An 18,983-nucleotide genomic window follows, 5' to 3' on the forward strand; every position below is an offset into this window, starting at 1 on the left:
AATACGGCATACACCCAAGCCGGGTATAAGATTAGAACATAATATCAATGGCCTCTATCTCGTCTTGTTCCTGTTCGAATTGACCGTTCAGGGAAATATCCTTCAGCAACATCGAAGGCTGTTCACCAATCTGGCTGATGATTAAGAGCAGATCCTGAGCGAAATTATCGATCAGATTGCGTGTAAACAACTTGGTCGCATATTCAAACTGCCCGGTCATCCCCTCATCTAGCATCGAAATGACCAAAGTCAGATCGAATTGAGCAACAGTATGCTTTTCCGGATAAGATTCGATCTGGATCTCTCCGAAGCTTTGAACGTTATCTTCCTTCGTTTCCAGAGCAAACATGACATCGAATACAGGATTGCGGCTTAGATCTCGCGGTACCTGAAGTTTCTTCACAAGCTCCTCAAACGGATAATCCTGGTGATCGTAAGCCCCCAGCATCGTTTCTTTGACTTCGTTCAAGTAAGCAAGGAATGTCTTCTCCCCCGAAGGATAATGGCGAATGGCCAACGTATTGACAAACATTCCGATAAGTGGCTCCAAGTCGGTATGTGTGCGACCCGAAACCGGCGTGCCTACAATGAAGTCTTCTTGCCCCGAGTACTTGCTGAGCAGGATGGAATAGGCCGCCGATAATACCATATAAAGAGTAGCACCGTTCTGACTGGCGATGCGTTCCAAGCTTTCCGTCATCTGCTGGTCGATATTGAAAGGTAGCACATCTCCCTCAAAGCTGCGAGTGACAGGTCTGACAAAATCCGTAGGCAGTTCAAGCGTCGGCAGTTCTCCTTCCAGCACGTCCAGCCAATAGGATTCCTGACGTTTCAGCTGTTCTTTTACAGGCTCAGACTGTTGCCAAGCGGCATATTCCTTGTATTGAATTCGAAGCGGTTCAAGAGTCTCGCCGTTATACAGACGTAAGAGTTCTTCGACGAATATGCCCATCGACATGCCATCCGTGATGATATGATGGATGTCCAGCATAAGCAAGTGCCGTTCCGCTTCCCATTCAACTAAGCCCACACGTAGCAGCGGCGGCCGCTCCAAATCAAAGACTCGCACAAATCCGTCTGCGATATTTCTCGTTTCACTTTCTGTCGCTTTGGTATACTCGACGGCAAACTCCAAGTTCGGATAAATTCGTTGTACGGGTTCACCGTCCACCATTTCGAAGCCAGTTCGCAAAACTTCATGACGAGCGATTAATCCTTTGAGCGCGGACTCGAATTGATTCCGTTCCAAACGCCCGACGAGAACCGTCATGCCTGACATGTTGTAACTAAGCTCCGCACCCTCCATCTGTTGCTGGATATACAACCGTTTTTGCACGGAGGAAAGCGGATAGTAATCCTTCTGATCCAGCACCGGAATGGATCGGTGTTCCTGCCACTCCAATTGACTGATTATTTCAGCCATCGCTTCAATCGTCGAGTGTCGGAACACATCGCGCAGCGGCAAGTCTACACTCAACTCCTTGTGCACCTTGCTAACCAGCATTGTTGCCCGTAAGGAGTGCCCACCAAGATCAAAGAAGTTATCCGTTACACCTATTGTTATTGGTCCGAGCACGTCCTGCCAGATGGCGACCAGTTTCGCTTCTAGCTTGGTGCGCGGCGCCACGGTTTCGCGTCCTCCTCCAGCTCCTTCTTCTGGCGCTGGCAACGCCTTCCGGTCAATTTTTCCATTCGGCGTTAGTGGCAAGTTTTCCAATTCTACAAAGTACGATGGGATCATGTAGCCTGGCAACTCTTGGGCCAGCGCGCCGCGCAGATCATTTACTGCCAGATCCGTTACTGTATCCGTTGTGTAATATGCACATAGCACTTTCTGCCCGTTTGCGTCATTTCGAACCAGCACCACGGTTTCGCGTACATTTTCCACCCGCAAGAGTTGTGACTCGATCTCGCCCGTTTCGATCCGGTAACCCCGGATTTTGGCCTGGTTATCCATCCGACCGATAAAGTCCACGTTGCCGTCTTTCGTCCATCTCGCCAAGTCTCCCGTGCGATACAAACGCTCACCTGCTGTGAACGGGCTGTCTACGAACTTTTCTTCCGTCAGCTCTGGACGATTCAAGTATCCGCGCGCGACCCCAACTCCGCCAATAACCAGTTCGCCCAGCACCCCGATAGGCACCGGATTCAGGTGCGCATCCACAATGTAAAACTTCGCATTTAACCACGCTTTTCCGATAGGCACATGCCCCGTCTCGGGAAGCATTTTCAGTGGCTCATCGTAGAAACTGGAATCAATTGCCGCTTCCGTTACGCCATAAGCGTTGATGATTCGGAATTGCGAGCCAAATCGTTCCTGCAAGGTTCGATAATCGGCTACGCTGCAGCTGTCTGAACTTGTAATGAGCAGTTCCATCTGACTCATATCCAACTGATTTTCATGCACATATTCCATAAACGGCACAATTAACGCTGGCGTCGATTCAAAAAGGGTCACCCGCTCCTGCTCGATCCAGTGATGCAGACGCGACGGGTCAATCCGATCGTCCTTCGGCACAATGACCATCGTGCCTCCGTTGTACAGCGTGCGTGCGATATCACCCACGAACACATCAAACGAGAAGCTGGCCAGCTGTAGCAACCGTACCGGGAACTGATCTAATCGGTATTCCCGTCGGTATCCTGCCGCCGTATTCACCAGGCTGCGGTGCTCGATCATGACGCCTTTAGGCTGTCCTGTCGTTCCCGACGTGTAGATTACATAGGCCAGATCCTCTGGACGGGCTTCGTGGAAGCTGTCCATACCAGAACTTATCGGCGCATTTGCCCGCTCCTCGCTGTACGATGCTTCGTCATCGAGATACAACACTGCAGACAACGCCAGTTCCTCTTCACCCAGCCATGTTTCAGCACGCTCTCGCAGTGGCGTTTGCGTTAATAGTACCTTCGCTCCACTGTCTTCGAGCATGAACCGCACACGGTCTGCCGGGTAATCCGGATCGAGCGGTACATACGCGCCGCCTGCTTTCCAGACAGCCAGCACAGCTACCAGCAAATCCACCGAACGTTCGGCAAGAATGCCGACGATGGATTCACGACCAATGCCACTTGCACGTAGCGTAGTCGCCAAACGGTTCGCCCGCTCATTCAGCTCCGCATACGTTAGACGGTCGTTCTCGTACACAACGGCCTCCGATTCAGGCGCTTGCTGCGCCTGTTCCTCGAACAGACGGTGAAACGTAGCTGCAGGAGCAGCTTCCACTTCTGAAAGCGCCGGGTTAAACACGCAGAGAATTTGTTCTTTTTCCACAGTGGTTAAGATATCCAATTCAGCAATGGTCCCTGACGGGTTACGGAGAATGGACTCGAGCAGTTGCAAGTAATGAGATGCCATTTTCTCCACCGTTTCGGTTTTATAAAGAGCTGTGGCATATTCAAACAGATATTCCAACCCTTCCTCAATCTCCGTGACGTCTAAACTTAGATCGAATTTAGAAACAATCTCTTCGCTGGCGTACGTCGATAAGCGGAGTCCAGGAAGCTGAATTTCCAAATTCTCTGTATTCTGCAAAGCAAACATCGTATCAAACAACGGATTACGGCTTAGATCCCGAGCCACACTCACCTTATCTACCAGTTCTTCAAACGGATAATTCTGATGTTCAAAAGCACCCAGGGTGGTCTCCTTGATTTCCTTCAAATAGTCTAGGAACGTCTTATCGGCAGCCGGATAACTGCGAATAGCCAAAGTATTAACGAACATGCCGATCAATGGCTGAACGTCACTATGATTTCTTCCCGCAATCGGTGTACCGACGACCACGTCTTCTTGTCCTGTGTATTTCTGCAACAATATCGTATATCCAGCAAGTAGAACCATGTAAAGTGTTGCACCGTTCTCGGATGCAAGTCGTTTCAGACCCTCGCTTTGCTCGCTATTCATAAACAATTGAAGTGTACGTCCCTCGTAACGCTGCATTGCCGGGCGCGGATAGTCAGTCGGCAATTCCAAAACTGGCAGTTCTCCGCGGAACATGTCCAGCCAGTAGGCTTCTTGCTTGGCAAGCTGCGCCTTCTGCTCGTTTGATTGTTGCCATACCGCGTAATCTTTGTACTGAATGCGGAGCGGATCAAGCGACTTACCGCTGTACAAATGTACGAATTCTTCGATTAGTACGTCCATCGAGACACCGTCAGATACGATATGATGCGTATCAAACATCAGAATATGCCGGTCCGGCGCCAGTTCGGCAAGACCTACACGCAGCAGTGGCGGCTTCGCAAGATCAAATGGACGAACGAATTGGCGCACCGTCTCTTCCGCTTGATCTCCGCTGATATGCACATATTCCACATCGAAGACGACTTCATCATAAATCCGCTGAATCGCTTCGCCTTTTATCATCTCAAAGCCAGTACGCAGCGTTTCATGACGAGCTACGAGTTCTCGGAATGTTTCCGCAATCCGCTGTCGGTCAAGCTCACCTTCGAGCAACATAGCTCCCGGTATGTTGTAGCTCAGCTCGGCTCCTTCCAGCTGGTTCAAAATATAAAGACGTTTCTGAGCGGAAGAGAGCGGATAATACGCGCTCGGTTCCGCAACCGGAATAGCTGTGAACGAGCCGTTCTCCAGCTTCTCCATAGCCGTGGCCATTTCCTCAACCGTGGAGTAGCGGAATACGTCGCGAAGCGGGAATTGTACGCCTAGCTCTTTATGCATTTTGCTGACCAGCGTTGTCGCCCGCAGAGAGTGTCCGCCCAGATCGAAGAAATTGTCGGTTACGCCCACTGTTTTCTCCCGCACAAGCACATCTTGCCAGATAACAGCCAGCTTGGCCTCCAGTTCGGTGCGCGGAGCCACATATTCACGACCTCCATCTGCTCCCGTCTCTGGTGCCGGCAGTGCCTTCCGGTCGATTTTTCCATTCGGCGTCAGAGGCAGATGCTCCATTTCTACGAAGTATGACGGGATCATGTACCCCGGCAACTCGCTTGAGATGGCTCGTTTCAGGTCTGCTACGGTTAAGCCTTCTTCCGCAGTATAATAGGCGCACAATGCTTTCTGACCTTCTTGATCTTCCCTTACTACAACGACGGTTTCCTTCACACCCGTTGCACGCAGCAACTTTGCTTCGACTTCGCCTGTTTCAATCCGGTAACCCCGGATTTTTGCCTGGTTGTCCATCCGACCAATGAAATCCACGTTGCCGTCTTTCGTCCATCTTGCCAAGTCTCCCGTGCGATACAAACGCTCACCTGCTGAGAACGGGCTGTCTACGAACTTCTCTTCCGTCAGCTCTGGACGGTTCAAGTATCCGCGCGCGACCCCAATCCCGCCAATAACCAGTTCGCCCAGCACCCCGACAGGCACCGGATTCAGGTGTGCATCCACAATGTAAAACTTCGCATTTAGCCATGCTTTTCCGATAGGCACATGCCCCGTCTCGGGAAGCATTTCCAGTGACTCGTCGTAGAAACTGGAGTCAATCGCCGCTTCCGTTACACCATAAGCATTGATAATTCTGAATTGCGAGCCAAAGCGTTCCTGCAAGGTTCGATAATCTGCTACGCTGCAGCTGTCCGAACTTGTGATAAGCAGCTCCATCCCGCTCATATTCAGCCCCAGCTCATGCACATATTCCATAAATGGCACAATCAGCGCTGGCGTCGATTCAAAAATAGTGACCTGCTCTTGCTCAATCCAGTGGTGCAAACGAGACGGATCGATCCGGTCATCCTTCGGCACAATGACCATCGTGCCTCCGTTATACAGCGTGCGCGCAATATCGCCCACGAACACGTCAAACGAGAAGCTGGCAAGCTGCAATAGCCGCACCGGGAACTGATCTAATCGATATTCCCTCCGGTATCCTGCCGCCGTATTCACCAAACTGCGGTGCTCGATCATGACGCCTTTAGGCTGTCCTGTCGTTCCCGACGTATAGATTACGTAGGCCAGATCCTCTGGTCGGGCTTCGTGGAAGCTGTCCATACCGGAGATTTTACCGGAGACGGAGTCCGAAGCTATACCAGATTTCACCGTGAAATCCTCCTGCTCATCGCTATACGATTCCTCGTCGTCCAGATACATTACCTTCGCCAACGCTAGTTCCTCTTCACCCAGCCATGTTTCAGCACGCTCTCGCAGTGGCGTTTGCGTTAATAGTACCTTTGCTCCACTGTCTTCGAGCATGAACCGCACACGGTCTGCCGGGTAATCCGGATCGAGCGGTACATACGCGCCGCCTGCTTTCCAGACAGCCAGCACAGCTACCAGCAAATCCACCGAACGTTCGGCAAGAATACCGACGATGGATTCACGACCGATGCCACTTGCACGTAGCGTAGTCGCCAAACGGTTTGCCCGCTCGTTCAGCTCCGCATACGTCAGACGGTCGTTCTCGTACACGGCGGCCTCCGATTCAGGCACGCGCTGCGCCTGTTCCTCAAACAGACGGTGGAACGCAAGCGCAGGAGCCGTTTCTGCTTCCAGTTGCACTGGATTAAAGCCACCGAGAATTTGTTCCTTTTCTGCCGCTGTCAGCAGTTCCAACTGATTCACACAGATGTTCGGATTAGCCGCGACCTGCTCCAGTGCCCGGGCAAAATGACCGTGGATCGACCTGATATCTTCTTCTCTGAAGGTCAGCGCATTGTACGTAAACCGCAGCCAAATATGCTCTTCCGGAATGACAGTAATGTCCAGGTCGTAATTCGTTTGCTCCGGTGACTGGATATTAGCGATTTTAAGCGCTTCTTTGTCCCCGCCAACAACCTGCTCAATCTGTTCCTCCATCGGATAATTTTCAAAGACCATGATATGGTTAATCAAGTCGCGCTTTTGCTTACTCAGCGACTGAATTTCGAACAACGGATATGTCTCATAAGCTCCCGATGTCAGTGCCTGATCCTGAGTATTTCTCAAAATATTAGCTACCGTTTCCGATGGTTTGCTTTGAATACGAACCGGAATGGTATTAATAAATAAGCCAATCATACTTTCGATGCCTGGAATTTCAGCCGGACGCCCGGATACGACCGAACCGAATACGACATCCTCACTGTTGTTGTATATTTGCAGAACCAGTCCCCATACGGTTTGCATGAACGTATTAAGCGTCACCTGCTGCTGGCGTGCCACCCGTTCGATTTTCCCGGTCAATTCCTTGCTGAGTTCCACATCCATTTCAGCCATCTCAAAAGCATGCGGATTCAGCTTCATTTTTTCCTGAGGCAGTTTGGTCTGCTCGTCGTAACCCTTCAAATACTCGGACCAGTAGTGTGAAGCTTTCGCAACATCTTGCGTTTCCAGCCATTCGATATACTTGGAGTATGAAGTAACCGGTGGAAGCTCCAGCTTCCGATTCTCTTGCAACGCGAAGTAGGTGTCGAACACTTCCTTGATCATAAAAGACATGCACCAGCCGTCCATCAAAATATGGTGGTGACTCCAGATCACATGGTAGGACTCGTCGCCTGTACGCAATACGGTCACTCGCATCAAAGAGCCTTGAGCCAAATCGAACTTGTTCGCTTTATCGGCGCTAACGAAATCGGCTATGGTCTTCTCCAGGTCTTCACCGCTTACCGAGCGAATATCTTCAAAGTACACTTCACACTTTCGCTCACGGAATACCACTTGAATCGGCTCGTCTCTCCAGCCCGTAATAAAGTTGGTCCGCAATGCCTCATTCCGTTGCACCAACGTATCCAATCCTTTAGCAAAGGCTTCGACATTCAAGCTTCCGTACAGATCGAAGGTCACCTGTTCGAAGTACGCTTCCGAATCAGCATCCAGCAGGCTGTGGAACAACATCCCTTTTTGCAGTGGAGTCAGGATATACACATTCTCCAGTTCGCCAATCGCCGCTGTCTGTTCAGCTAACTGATTTAATTCCTCCACTGTCACATCTCGAAGCAGTACATCGCTAGGTGTAAGCTCTGGTCGCTCTTTCGAAACACAATGAAGGATGACTTCGCGTAAACTCGATTGAAGCAAGGTTCCTAATTTCTCTATCGTTTCCCTTTTATACTGGGTCTCCCCGTAACGGATCGTGAATTCCAGCATGCCTTCTGACACCATACCATTGATATCGAGGACAAAATCCATCACTGCATTCGGGCTTGAATCCGCGCCCGCACTAAATGGAGACGGCTGCACCCCGTTGCTTTCAACATCCTGGTCGAACTGACCCAAGTAGTTAAAGCTGATCTCTGGTTCCAAAGTAAAGGCCTCACCGTCACGCGGTGCCGACAAATAACGCAGGATGCCATAACCGATTCCTTTGTTCGGAATACGGCGCAAGCTTTCTTTCACCTGTTTTACCTGATGACCAAGAGCCTGAACATGACTCAGCTCCAGTACAACAGGGAATTGACTTGTAAACCAGCCTACTGTACGTGTAATGTCCACATCTGGCAAAAGTTCTTCCCGGCCGTGGCCTTCGAGATTCACCAGCACACGTTCCTGACCGCTCCAAGCTTGTACCGCAAGACCAAGCGCGGTCAGCAACAGATCGTTCATTTCCGTATGGTATGCACGGTGTGCCTGCTTCATCAGCTGTTCCGTTTCCTCTGCCGACCAGCGAACAGTCACAAGCCCACTGTCCATCAGCCTGGATCTGCCTTGTTCAAAATCTTTCGGAAGCGATTCATAGGTCAATTGCTCGACTTGTTGCCAGTACGCTCTTTCGCTATCTATTGCCGAGCTGTTGGCATAATCAGCGAGCTGTTTTGCCCACGTTTGGAATGAATCCGTTTTGAGCGGTAGACGAATTGGCTGTCCTTGCAAAGCCTGCTCATAGCCAGTAGCCAAATCCTCAAGCAGAATCCGCCAGGATACACCGTCTACAACCAGATGATGAATCGCAATCAGCAGATGATCGCCGTCGTCACAGTGGAACAAACCGAGCTTCACCAAGGGGCCGTTTTCCAGATCGATGCTCGCTTGAATGTCATTCGCCTTAGCCTCTACCATTTCTTTAACGTCGCGGACTCCCTTGAGATCGATAACTTCCAGATCGAACAGCGCTTCATTCTCCAGGGCGCTTCGGTTCCAAGCTGTATAACCGTTCTCGCTTTGACGGTAAACCGTGCGGAGAGCGTCGTGATGCACAACTAGCTGATGCATCGCATGGCGTAATGCTTCTTCGTCAAAACCTTGCTTGGAAAATTGCATGAACGCCTGGTTGCTATGATGCACGTCAGCCGGATTTTGTCCAAAGAACCAGTGCTGAATCGGAGTTAAGATCACCTCACCCGTTACTTCGGCTTGGCTAGCCGTTTTTTCCACCGTTTGCAGTCTTAAGCTAAGGGCAGAAATTGTCGGGTAATGGAACAAATCTTTCATGACCAACTTGTAGCCCGTTTGCAAAAGACGGGACGATACCTGCAAGGCCTTGATCGAATCACCGCCGAGCGCAAAGAAATTGTCCTTTGTGCCGACCTGATCCACACCAAGTACAGACTGCCATACTAACGCAAGTGCTTGCTCAGCATTAGTACGTGGTGCCGTGTATGCAACCTCGGCGCGAATACTCCCTTCCGGCACAGGTAACGCTTTTCGGTCTACCTTTCCGTTCGGCGTAAGCGGCATCTGATCCAGACGCATCATGCGCGCAGGCACCATATGGGAAGGCAGGGCTGTGTCCAGATGAGCCACCAGTCTTTCCAGATCGAAACTTGATTCGGCTACGACATACGCGCACAAATATTTCTGCCCCCGCTCATCCATCCGATCCATGACAAGCGCTTGACGTACACCAGCCACATTATTCATGGCTGCTTCAATCTCACCAAGCTCGATCCGGTAACCGCGAATTTTCACCTGGTTGTCGATCCGACCGATGAAATCTACGTTGCCATCAGGCATCCAGCGGGCCAGGTCACCCGTCCGGTACAACCGCTCCCCAGCAGAGAACGGGCTATCTACGAATTTTTCCGCCGTCAAATCCGGACGGTTCAAATAACCGCGGGCTACACCCACACCGCCAATAACAAGCTCACCGGGTACGCCGATTGGCACCGGCTTCAGGTTCGCATCCACGATATAGAACTTGGCATTCAGCCACGCCATCCCGATCGGCACACTCCCCGTCTTCGGCAGTTTCTCCATCGGCTCATCATAGAAACTGGAGTCAATCGCGGCTTCCGTTACGCCGTAGCTGTTAATAATACGGAACTGGGATCCGAAGCGCTCCTGCAAAGTACGGTAATCTGCTACGCTACACGCATCGGAACTTGTGATCAGTAACTGCATCGAACTGATATCGAGACCTTCGGCATACACATGTTCCATAAACGGTATGATTAACGCCGGAGTCGATTCAAACACCGTTATGGCATAGTCACGAATCCAGCCGTACAGCCGGCTTGGATCAATTCGGTCATCCTTCGGTACGATGACCATGGTGCCGCCATTATACAGCGTGCGCGCAATATCGCCGACGAACACGTCGAACGAAAAGCTCGCGAGCTGTAATAACCGAATCGGAAACTGATCTAGACGGTATTCCCTCCGGTAGCCAGATGCCGTGTTCACCAAGCTACGGTGTTCCACTGCCACGCCCTTCGGTCGGCCTGTTGTACCTGAGGTGTAAATGACGTAAGCCAAATCACCCGCCTTGTTCACATTTGCAGGATTGGATGCCGGATCTGCTACTTGTGTGCGCTTCTCAGCTTCTGCTGTGGCAGAGGTTTCGGCAGCAGCCAATTCCACTTCCGCCTGCAACGTAGCTCTCTCTTCAGCGCATGTTTCACCCCAAGCTTGTGTACCTACAGCCCCATTTTCCCCTGCAAGTCCGTACGTTGTCTCGTCATCAAGCGCAAGCACCGTTTGCAGCATCAGATTTGTATCAGTACGCCAGACTTCTGTTTGCTCCAGCAGGCAAGTCTGCGTGAGCAGGACAGATGCACCACTGTCCGCGAGCATATACTCAATTCGTTCCGCAGGGTAATCCGGGTCAAGCGGTACATAAGCGCCGCCTGCCTTCCATACGGCAAGCACCCCAATCAATAGCTCCGTGGAACGACCAGCCAAAATGCCAACCACCTGCTCAGACTTCACTCCGTGCGTCCGCAGTATATATGCCAAACGGTTCGCTTTGGCGTTCAGCTCCGCATATGTCAGCTTGCTATCTTCGTAGACAACGGCCAGCGCTTCTGGCGTACGCTCCGCCTGTTGCTCAAATCGCTCGTGGAATGTTCTCTCCCGCCAAGCTTCATGTGCTTCCGGACCTGTGCCCTCTTCCTCTCCGGAGGATTGTTTCGCGAGAGCCAGAGACGACACGTCAAACCCAACCAGCAAATCATGCTTTTCGTCATCCGTCAGGAAATCCAGATCCGCAATCCGTGCTCCAGGCTGAGCCAGAATCGACTCCAGAAGATGCTCGTAATGCCCTGCCAGCCGTACGATCGTTTCAGGTCTGAATAGCGAGGTAGCATACTCAATCTTGCAAACCAGTTCTCTCCCTGCTTCCACAATATCCAAGCTAAGATCAAACTTTGCTGTCTTTTCCTCGATGTCGAACAGCGACCATTGCAAACCTTCCATCTTTAAATCCAAGCTCTCGTGCTTTTGTAAAGAAAACATCGTATCAAACAGCGGATTCCGGCTCAAATCCCGGTTCACCTGAAGTACTTCCACCAGTTCCTCAAACGGATAGTCCTGATGCTCATAGGCTCCAAGCGTTGTTTCCTTCACTTCCTGCAAGTATTCCATGAACGTCCGCTCTGCCGCTGGACCCAAACGAAGAGCCAACGTGTTGACAAACATGCCGATAATCGGTTGCAGGTCGGCGTGTGAACGGGCGGCAATCGGCGTGCCGATTACGATATCCTCCTGTCCCGCATATTTATGAAGCAATACGGAGTATGCGGCCAGCAAAAGCATGTACAGCGTTGAGCCCGTATCACCTGCAAGACGTTTAAGGGCTTCACTTTTGGCTTCATCCAGTGTAAACGTGAGCGTTTGACCGTCAAACTGCTGAACAGCTGGACGCGAGAAGTCAGATGGTAGCTCAAGAACCGGAAGCTCGGAGCTAAATACCCCACGCCAGTATTCCTCCTGTTGCTCAACGCGCTGTCGCTGCTCCTCGGATTGTTGCCAAACGGAATAATCCTTGTATTGAATATGCATCTCCGGTAACTCTTCCCCATTGTAAAGCCGCACGAATTCACGCAGTAGTACGTCCATAGAAAGGCCGTCGGAACCAATATGATGAATATCCAGTGCGAGCAGGAACTGCTCTTCTCCCAGTTCGATCAGCAGGGCACGTAGCAAAGGCGGCGCGCTCAAGTCAAAAGGCTGAATAAAGCCTTCAAGAATGGACGCAATCTGATCTTCACTGGCTCGAAGCTTCTCGATCTTGAAAGCGACATGTGGATGGATACGTTGAACCGGCTCTCCATTTATGATTTCAAAACCGGTGCGTAACATATCATGACGGGCCATCAAGGTATCCAGTGCTCTTTCCACTCTGGCCTCATCCAGAACACCTTCTAATCGCAAGGCGCTTGGGAGGTTGTAATTCAGCTCCAAGCTATCCAGTTGGTTCAGGACATACAGCCTTTTTTGCGCAGAAGAAACCGGATAGTATGCTTTGTCCTCCGCTTTGGGAATGGAAGTATGTTTCGTTACTTCTAAGCTGGCAATAGCCTCGGCCATCGCCCCTACCGTCATATAGCGGAATACATCACGTAACGGGAGTTCGACGTTCATCTCCTTCCTGATTTTGCTGACAAGGTTTATTGCCCGCAAGGAGTGGCCTCCGAGCTCGAAGAAATTGTTCAGGACTCCAATGCCAGAATAGCCCAGCACTTCCTCCCAAATTTTCACGAGTTGAGCCTCCAACTGGTTACGCGGTGCTACGTATTCAATGCCTGTTTCCATGCCACCTTGTGGCTCAGGCAACGATTTGCGATCGACTTTACCGTTGGACGTCAGCGGCATACGCTCCAGCTGCACGAAGTATGACGGGATCATATATCCCGGCATTTCCTCCGCCAACGCAGTTCTCATGGCACTGACTGTCAGCGTACAATCCGCCACAAAGTAAGCGACAAGCGCCTTCTCACCTCCGCTGTCCTCACGAGCGAGCACCACTGCCTCTTCCACGCCCTCTACATTTAGAAGCTGAGTCTCGATTTCGTCCAGCTCAATCCGGTAACCGCGGATTTTCACCTGATGGTCGATCCGGCCTAGATATTCGATGTTGCCATCCGGTAGCCAGGCCGCCAAATCACCCGAGCGATACAGTTTCTCCCCCTCCGCAAAAGGAGAATCGACGAACTTCTCCGCTGTCAGATCCGGACGGTTCAGATATCCTCTAGCTAACCCTTCCCCAGCCACATACATTTCGCCGGACACGCCAATCGGCACAGGACGGCGGTTTTCATCCAGAACGTATACGCTCAGCGTAGGGATCGGTTTACCGATATTACTTTTGGCTGCCTCTATCTCGACCCACGTAATTTCCTTATACGTCACATGAACCGTTGTCTCCGTAATACCATACATGTTGATCAGCTTCGTATCAGGGTATTTCGTCTTGTAGCCCTTGAGCAGCAATGGACTAAGCGCTTCTCCCCCAAAAATGACATTGCGAATCCTCAGATCATATGCATGATCCGTCAATACCTCCCGCAACAGTTGATAAAAGTACGTTGGCGTCTGGTTCAGAATGGTGACTTGTTCGTGGCCTAACAGTGCCAGGAAATCGGCTGGATTTTTCGCTGTGAGTGGTGGTACAATGACCAACTTACCTCCGTACAGTAGTGCTCCGTACATTTCCCAGACAGAGAAGTCAAAGCAGAATGAATGGAACAACGTCCAAGTATCAGACGGTCCAAAGTCGAACAGGTTTTTGTCATTAAACAGGAGGCGCACAACGTTTTTATGCTCGATCAACGTTCCTTTCGGTTTGCCCGTCGTTCCCGATGTGTAGATGACATAGGCCAGATTGCCCGGGCCAGAGATCGGTTCCAAGTTTGAGACATCCAGTGCACTTCCCAAGTCCGCTTTGCCATCTCCCCAAACAAAATCATCCAATTCAAGCCGGGTTCCAGCGAAGTCCGTCTTCTCATGCAATTTCTTTTGAATCAGCAATAATGGTGCACCGGAATCCTCGATCATGAAACGAATACGCTCTTCCGGATAGTCGGGATCGACAGGCACGTAAGCTCCGCCCGCTTTGAGAATCGCCAGAATGCCGACGACCATATCAAGCGAACGTTCGGCCAAAATGGCCACCAACTGATCCGCTTCGACTCCGGTCTCCCTCAGTTTTCGTGCGAGGCGATTCGATTGTTCATTTAACTCGCGGTAAGTCAATTGCTTCTCATTCATAACAGCCGCCACGTTATTCGGGTAGAGCTCTGCTTGTTCTTCGAACAGTCCGTGAATGGTTTGCTGACGTGGGTAGTCCGCCTCCGAATCGTTAAACCCGTGCATCAGCTCGTGGATTTCCTCACCCGTAAGCATCTCCAGTGATGCAATGTCCCTGTCCGGTGCTGCTACGATGGTTTCGAGCAACTTGTCATAATGTCTGGCGAACCGCTCCGCAGTTTCCTGTTTATACAGAGCCGTAGCGTACTCCAACCGACATTCAAGCTGACCATCCAGCTCCGAAATATCTAGTAGCAAATCGAACTTGGATGTTCGGTTTTCCAGCGGATAAAAAGATTGTTCAAGTCCCTCGATGACAATTCGCTCGTTCTCCGTATTTTGCAGGGAGAAGAACGTATCAAAGAGCGGATTCCGGCCAGTCGCGCGCGCAATGTGCAGACTCTCCACCAAGTCTTCGAACAAATAATTTTGATTTTCAAAAGCCCCAAGTGTGATGTCCTTAACTTCATCAAGGTAGGAAAGGTAAAGCTTGGAACGCTCTGGACGGCTACGAATGGCCAGTGTGTTGATGAACATTCCCACGATAGGTTGCACTTCTTCTTGCGTTCTTCCGGCAATCGGCGTTCCTACGATCAGATCTTCCTGGCCCGAATATTTATGCATAAGGATGGAGTACGCCGACAGTAGCACCATATACAGGGTCGTTCCCGTCCGTGCCGCAAGTTCTTTCAACTTCTCCGTTCGTTCTTTTCCGATATAAAACTTCACAGTCCGGCCGTCAAAGCTCTGCACCGCAGCGCGCGGGTGATCCGTCGGTAGCTCCAAAACAGGCAATTCACCCGACAACTGTTCCAGCCAATACTCCTTCTGCGGCTCAAGCATCAGCCCATAGGCTTCGGAATGTTGCCACACAGCATAGTCTTTGTATTGAATGTTTAGCGGAACCAGCGTCTCACCCCGATATAAGCGGCTGAACTCGTCGAAAAGCAACGCAGTCGAAATGCCATCGGAGACGATATGATGCATATCAAACAACAGAATGTGGCGATTCTCGGCGACTTGGATCAGGCCGATACGTAGAAGTGGCGGCTTGGTCAGATCAAACGGGCGATAATAAGCCTCCACCATTTGATCGAATTCCTGCTCGCTCGCCTGGAAATAATCCACGGCAAACTGCACCTCATCATAGATGCGCTGCACAAGCTCGCCCTGAACCTGCTCGATCCCGGTGCGCAGCGTCTCATGGCGCTGAATCAGTGCCCGGAATGCTTGCTCGACGCGCGTATGATCCAATGCACCTTCGAGTAGAAGCGCCGCTGACATATTGTAGCTACGCTCGGCTCCATCAAGCTGGCGCAGGATGTACAAACGCTTTTGTTCAGAGGAAACCGGATAGTACTCTGCCTGGGCTGCCTTTGTAATCTCGTATGTCTCCTGCTGCTTTAAGCCACCGATTCTCTGGGCCAACTGTTCAATCGTGGTGTAGCGAAAAACATCCCGCAACGGAACCTCGACTTGCAGTTCCTTCCGAATCTTGGAAACCAGTGAGGAGGCCCGCAAGGAATGCCCTCCCAGGTCGAAGAAATCATCTTGAACGCCAACTCGCACAATACCCAGCACCTGCTGCCATATGAGAGCAAGTCTTGTTTCGAGCCCTGTGCGAGGTGCCACATACTCATGCCCTGCTTCTACCTCTCCGCTCGGTTCAGGCAATGCTTTACGATCAATTTTACCGTTCGGCGTAAGGGGAAGCTTATCGAGTGATACGAATCGAGCCGGGATCATATGGACAGGTAGCTCTTCCTTCAATTGAGACAGCAGATCGCTTATCTGCAAAGATACATCGCTAGCAACGTAACCACACAAATACTTCTGCCCCTGCTCATCCGTGCGGTCGATCACTACAGCCTGATTAATACCAGGATAACGTAACAGAGCCGTTTCGATTTCCCCGAGTTCGATTCGGAACCCGCGAATTTTCACCTGGTAGTCGATCCGGCCGATGAAGTCCACGTTTCCGTCTTCCAACCAACGAGCCAAGTCCCCTGTACGGTACAGACGTTCGCCCGGCACAAACGGGCTCTCTACAAACTTCTCAGCGGTTAAGTCGGGACGGTTCCAGTAGCCGCGCGCTACCCCAGCACCACCAATAACAAGTTCCCCCGGAACCCCTATAGGCACTGGCTTTAATGCAGCATCAACAATATAAAATCTGGCGTTCAGCCAAGCTTTGCCGATTGGCACATGGCCCGACGTCGGCAGTTTGTCCAACGGCTCATCGTAAAAGCTGCTGTCAATCGCCGCTTCTGTAACACCGTAGCTGTTAATAATGCGGAATTGTCCGCCGAATCTTTCCTGTAACAAACGATAGTCGTTGACACTGCAAGCATCCGAGCTGGTAATCAGCAACTGCATGGAGCTAACGTCCAGCTTTTCTTCATAGATATGTTGCATGAACGGCAAAATGAGCGCAGGTGTCGATTCAAATACCGTAATGTTATGATCCCGAATCCAGCCGTATAAACGGTTCGGATCAATCCGATCATCCTTCGGCACAATCACCATCGTACCCCCGTTGTACAGCGTGCGTGCGATATCTCCGACGAATACGTCAAACGAGAAACTCGCCAGTTGCAATAGCCGTACCGGGAACTGATCCAAACGGTACTCAAGGCGGTATGCATCCGCCGTATTTACGAGACTACCATGCTCAACCATGACACCTTTCGGATGTCCCGTTGTACCCGAGGTGTAAATTACATAAGCCAAGTCTTGCGGAGCACTGTCGACAGAGTCAAATTCCATGCCAACCGCGTCCCCGGTATAAAGCTGCTCATCGTCCATGGCATAAATCGCTTGAAGCTTCAGCCTGTCATCAGCCAGCCAACCTCCGGCCCGCTCCAACAAATGACGTTGCGTAAGCAACACCGATGCCTCGCTGTCGCTTAGCATATACTCGATTCGCTCTGCCGGATAATCAGGATCTAGCGGCACATAGGCTCCGCCCGCTTTCCATACAGCGAGTACCCCTACCAGCAGTTCGACCGAACGTTCCGCCCAGATCCCAGTAATGCTCTCCTTTCCCACGCCCTGTTCACGAAGGAGAGCAGCCAGACGTTCGGCGCGCTCGTTCAATTCGCCATACGTCAGCTGCTTGTCCGTGTAGATGGCTGCAGGATGATCCGGTATTTCCCTAGAAAACTTTTCAATATATCGATGAAACGCTTTTCCCTCGTTAAGCTCTGTAACTGGCGGGTTAAAAACGTCCAGAATGCGATGTCTCTCCTCATCACTGAGCAGAGAAAGTTCACGTACCCGTAGTTCGGGAGTCTGAAGAAACTGATCCAGCACAGTTACATACTGTTCCATAATCCGATCGATCTCTGCCTTTCCGAACAGACCCGTACGGTAAGAAGCATGGAGAATGACATGTCCTTCATTCAGCATATGGTCGAAGCGTAGCAATAAATCGTCCATCTCATGTCTGGCAAAATGAGCCTCCAGACGTACTTTGATTTCTTCGTACTCCTCAATTTTCAGAGGCAGATATTCCAGAGATGTGCGGAAAAGCTCTGAAAGATCGTTCCGTCCATGTTGCTCACGCAAATCCTGGATCAATTGGTTATACGGATATTTCTGATACCGCAGATCCGCCGTATTTTCCTTGGAAACGGTCTGGATCAGGGACATCAGATGAGCGTCTGGATCAAGATGAATCCGTGTGGCCACAGTGCTGACGAACATACCAATGGTTTCTTTTTCCTTTTTGCTGGTACGATTGGCGAAAACCGTGCCGACCGGCACATCGGTGCTGTCAGTCAGCTTGTACAGCAGGGCGTACATGGTGGACAGAAATAACGTATATAAGCTGACCTGATATCGTTCACTGAAGGCCAGAATGCGTTCATACCGGGAACCGTCCAAAATGATGGCGAGTTTATTGGACTCACTGCCAACGGAGAATGATGGCACCGATTTAATGCCCGTCGTTTCAGGCAACGTACTGTACTTTGTCAGCCAATATTCCTTGCCTTTTTGATAACGTTGTGATTGCTCATACTCTTGCTCAGCAGAAATATAATCCAAATAGGAGGGAGCCTGATCATTACCTGAGATATCTTTATCTCCGCCATTCTCATTCTCATTCTCTTTGACTTTGCCTTTTACCTTACCTTTGTCTTTGCGCAGTTTCAGATATTTTTCCATCACGGCATGCAACAAAGCATTTACGGACAAACCGTCAGCAATGATATGATTTATCGTCAAATTAAGCCATACCTGACCGTTCGCAAAATGAATCATTGTAAATTGGTAAAGGTTTTCGTCAAACACGCTTACCGGTTTTTCGCTTACTTCGTTTACCCATGTATAAAATTGTTCAGTTGTATCTAATTCGAGGTGGCTTATCCTGGCTTGCACATTCTCCAGTTCTTCAAACCACTGTGTTGGATGTTGTAAATCTCCACTAAGACGGATGCGGAAAGCATCATAGGTTTTGACGATTTCACCCGTCGCTTGCTCCAGAAGCGGTGTGTCAATCTCACCCGTAATTTGGTAAGTTGCGGAAAGCATCGTGATGGACGTACCCGGATTCATAATTTCCATAAACCATATTCGGCGCTGGGCTTGCGTTAATCCGTATTGCTTGTTGGTATTTTCTCTCACATCGACACACTCC

The 18,983-nt window shown here is 50.6% G+C and carries 1 protein-coding gene; it reads right to left on the minus strand.

All coding sequences use genetic code 11. The features are described 5' to 3' along the window. Positions 1 to 31: 31 nt before the first annotated feature. A complete protein-coding gene (locus ACT89M_RS24555; RefSeq protein ID WP_308723185.1) occupies positions 32 to 18,970 on the minus strand; it encodes a non-ribosomal peptide synthetase in 18,939 nt (6,312 codons plus the stop codon). Between the last annotated feature and the right edge of the window lie 13 nt (positions 18,971 to 18,983).

It is taken from the genome of Paenibacillus sp. NN59, from assembly GCF_057597225.1.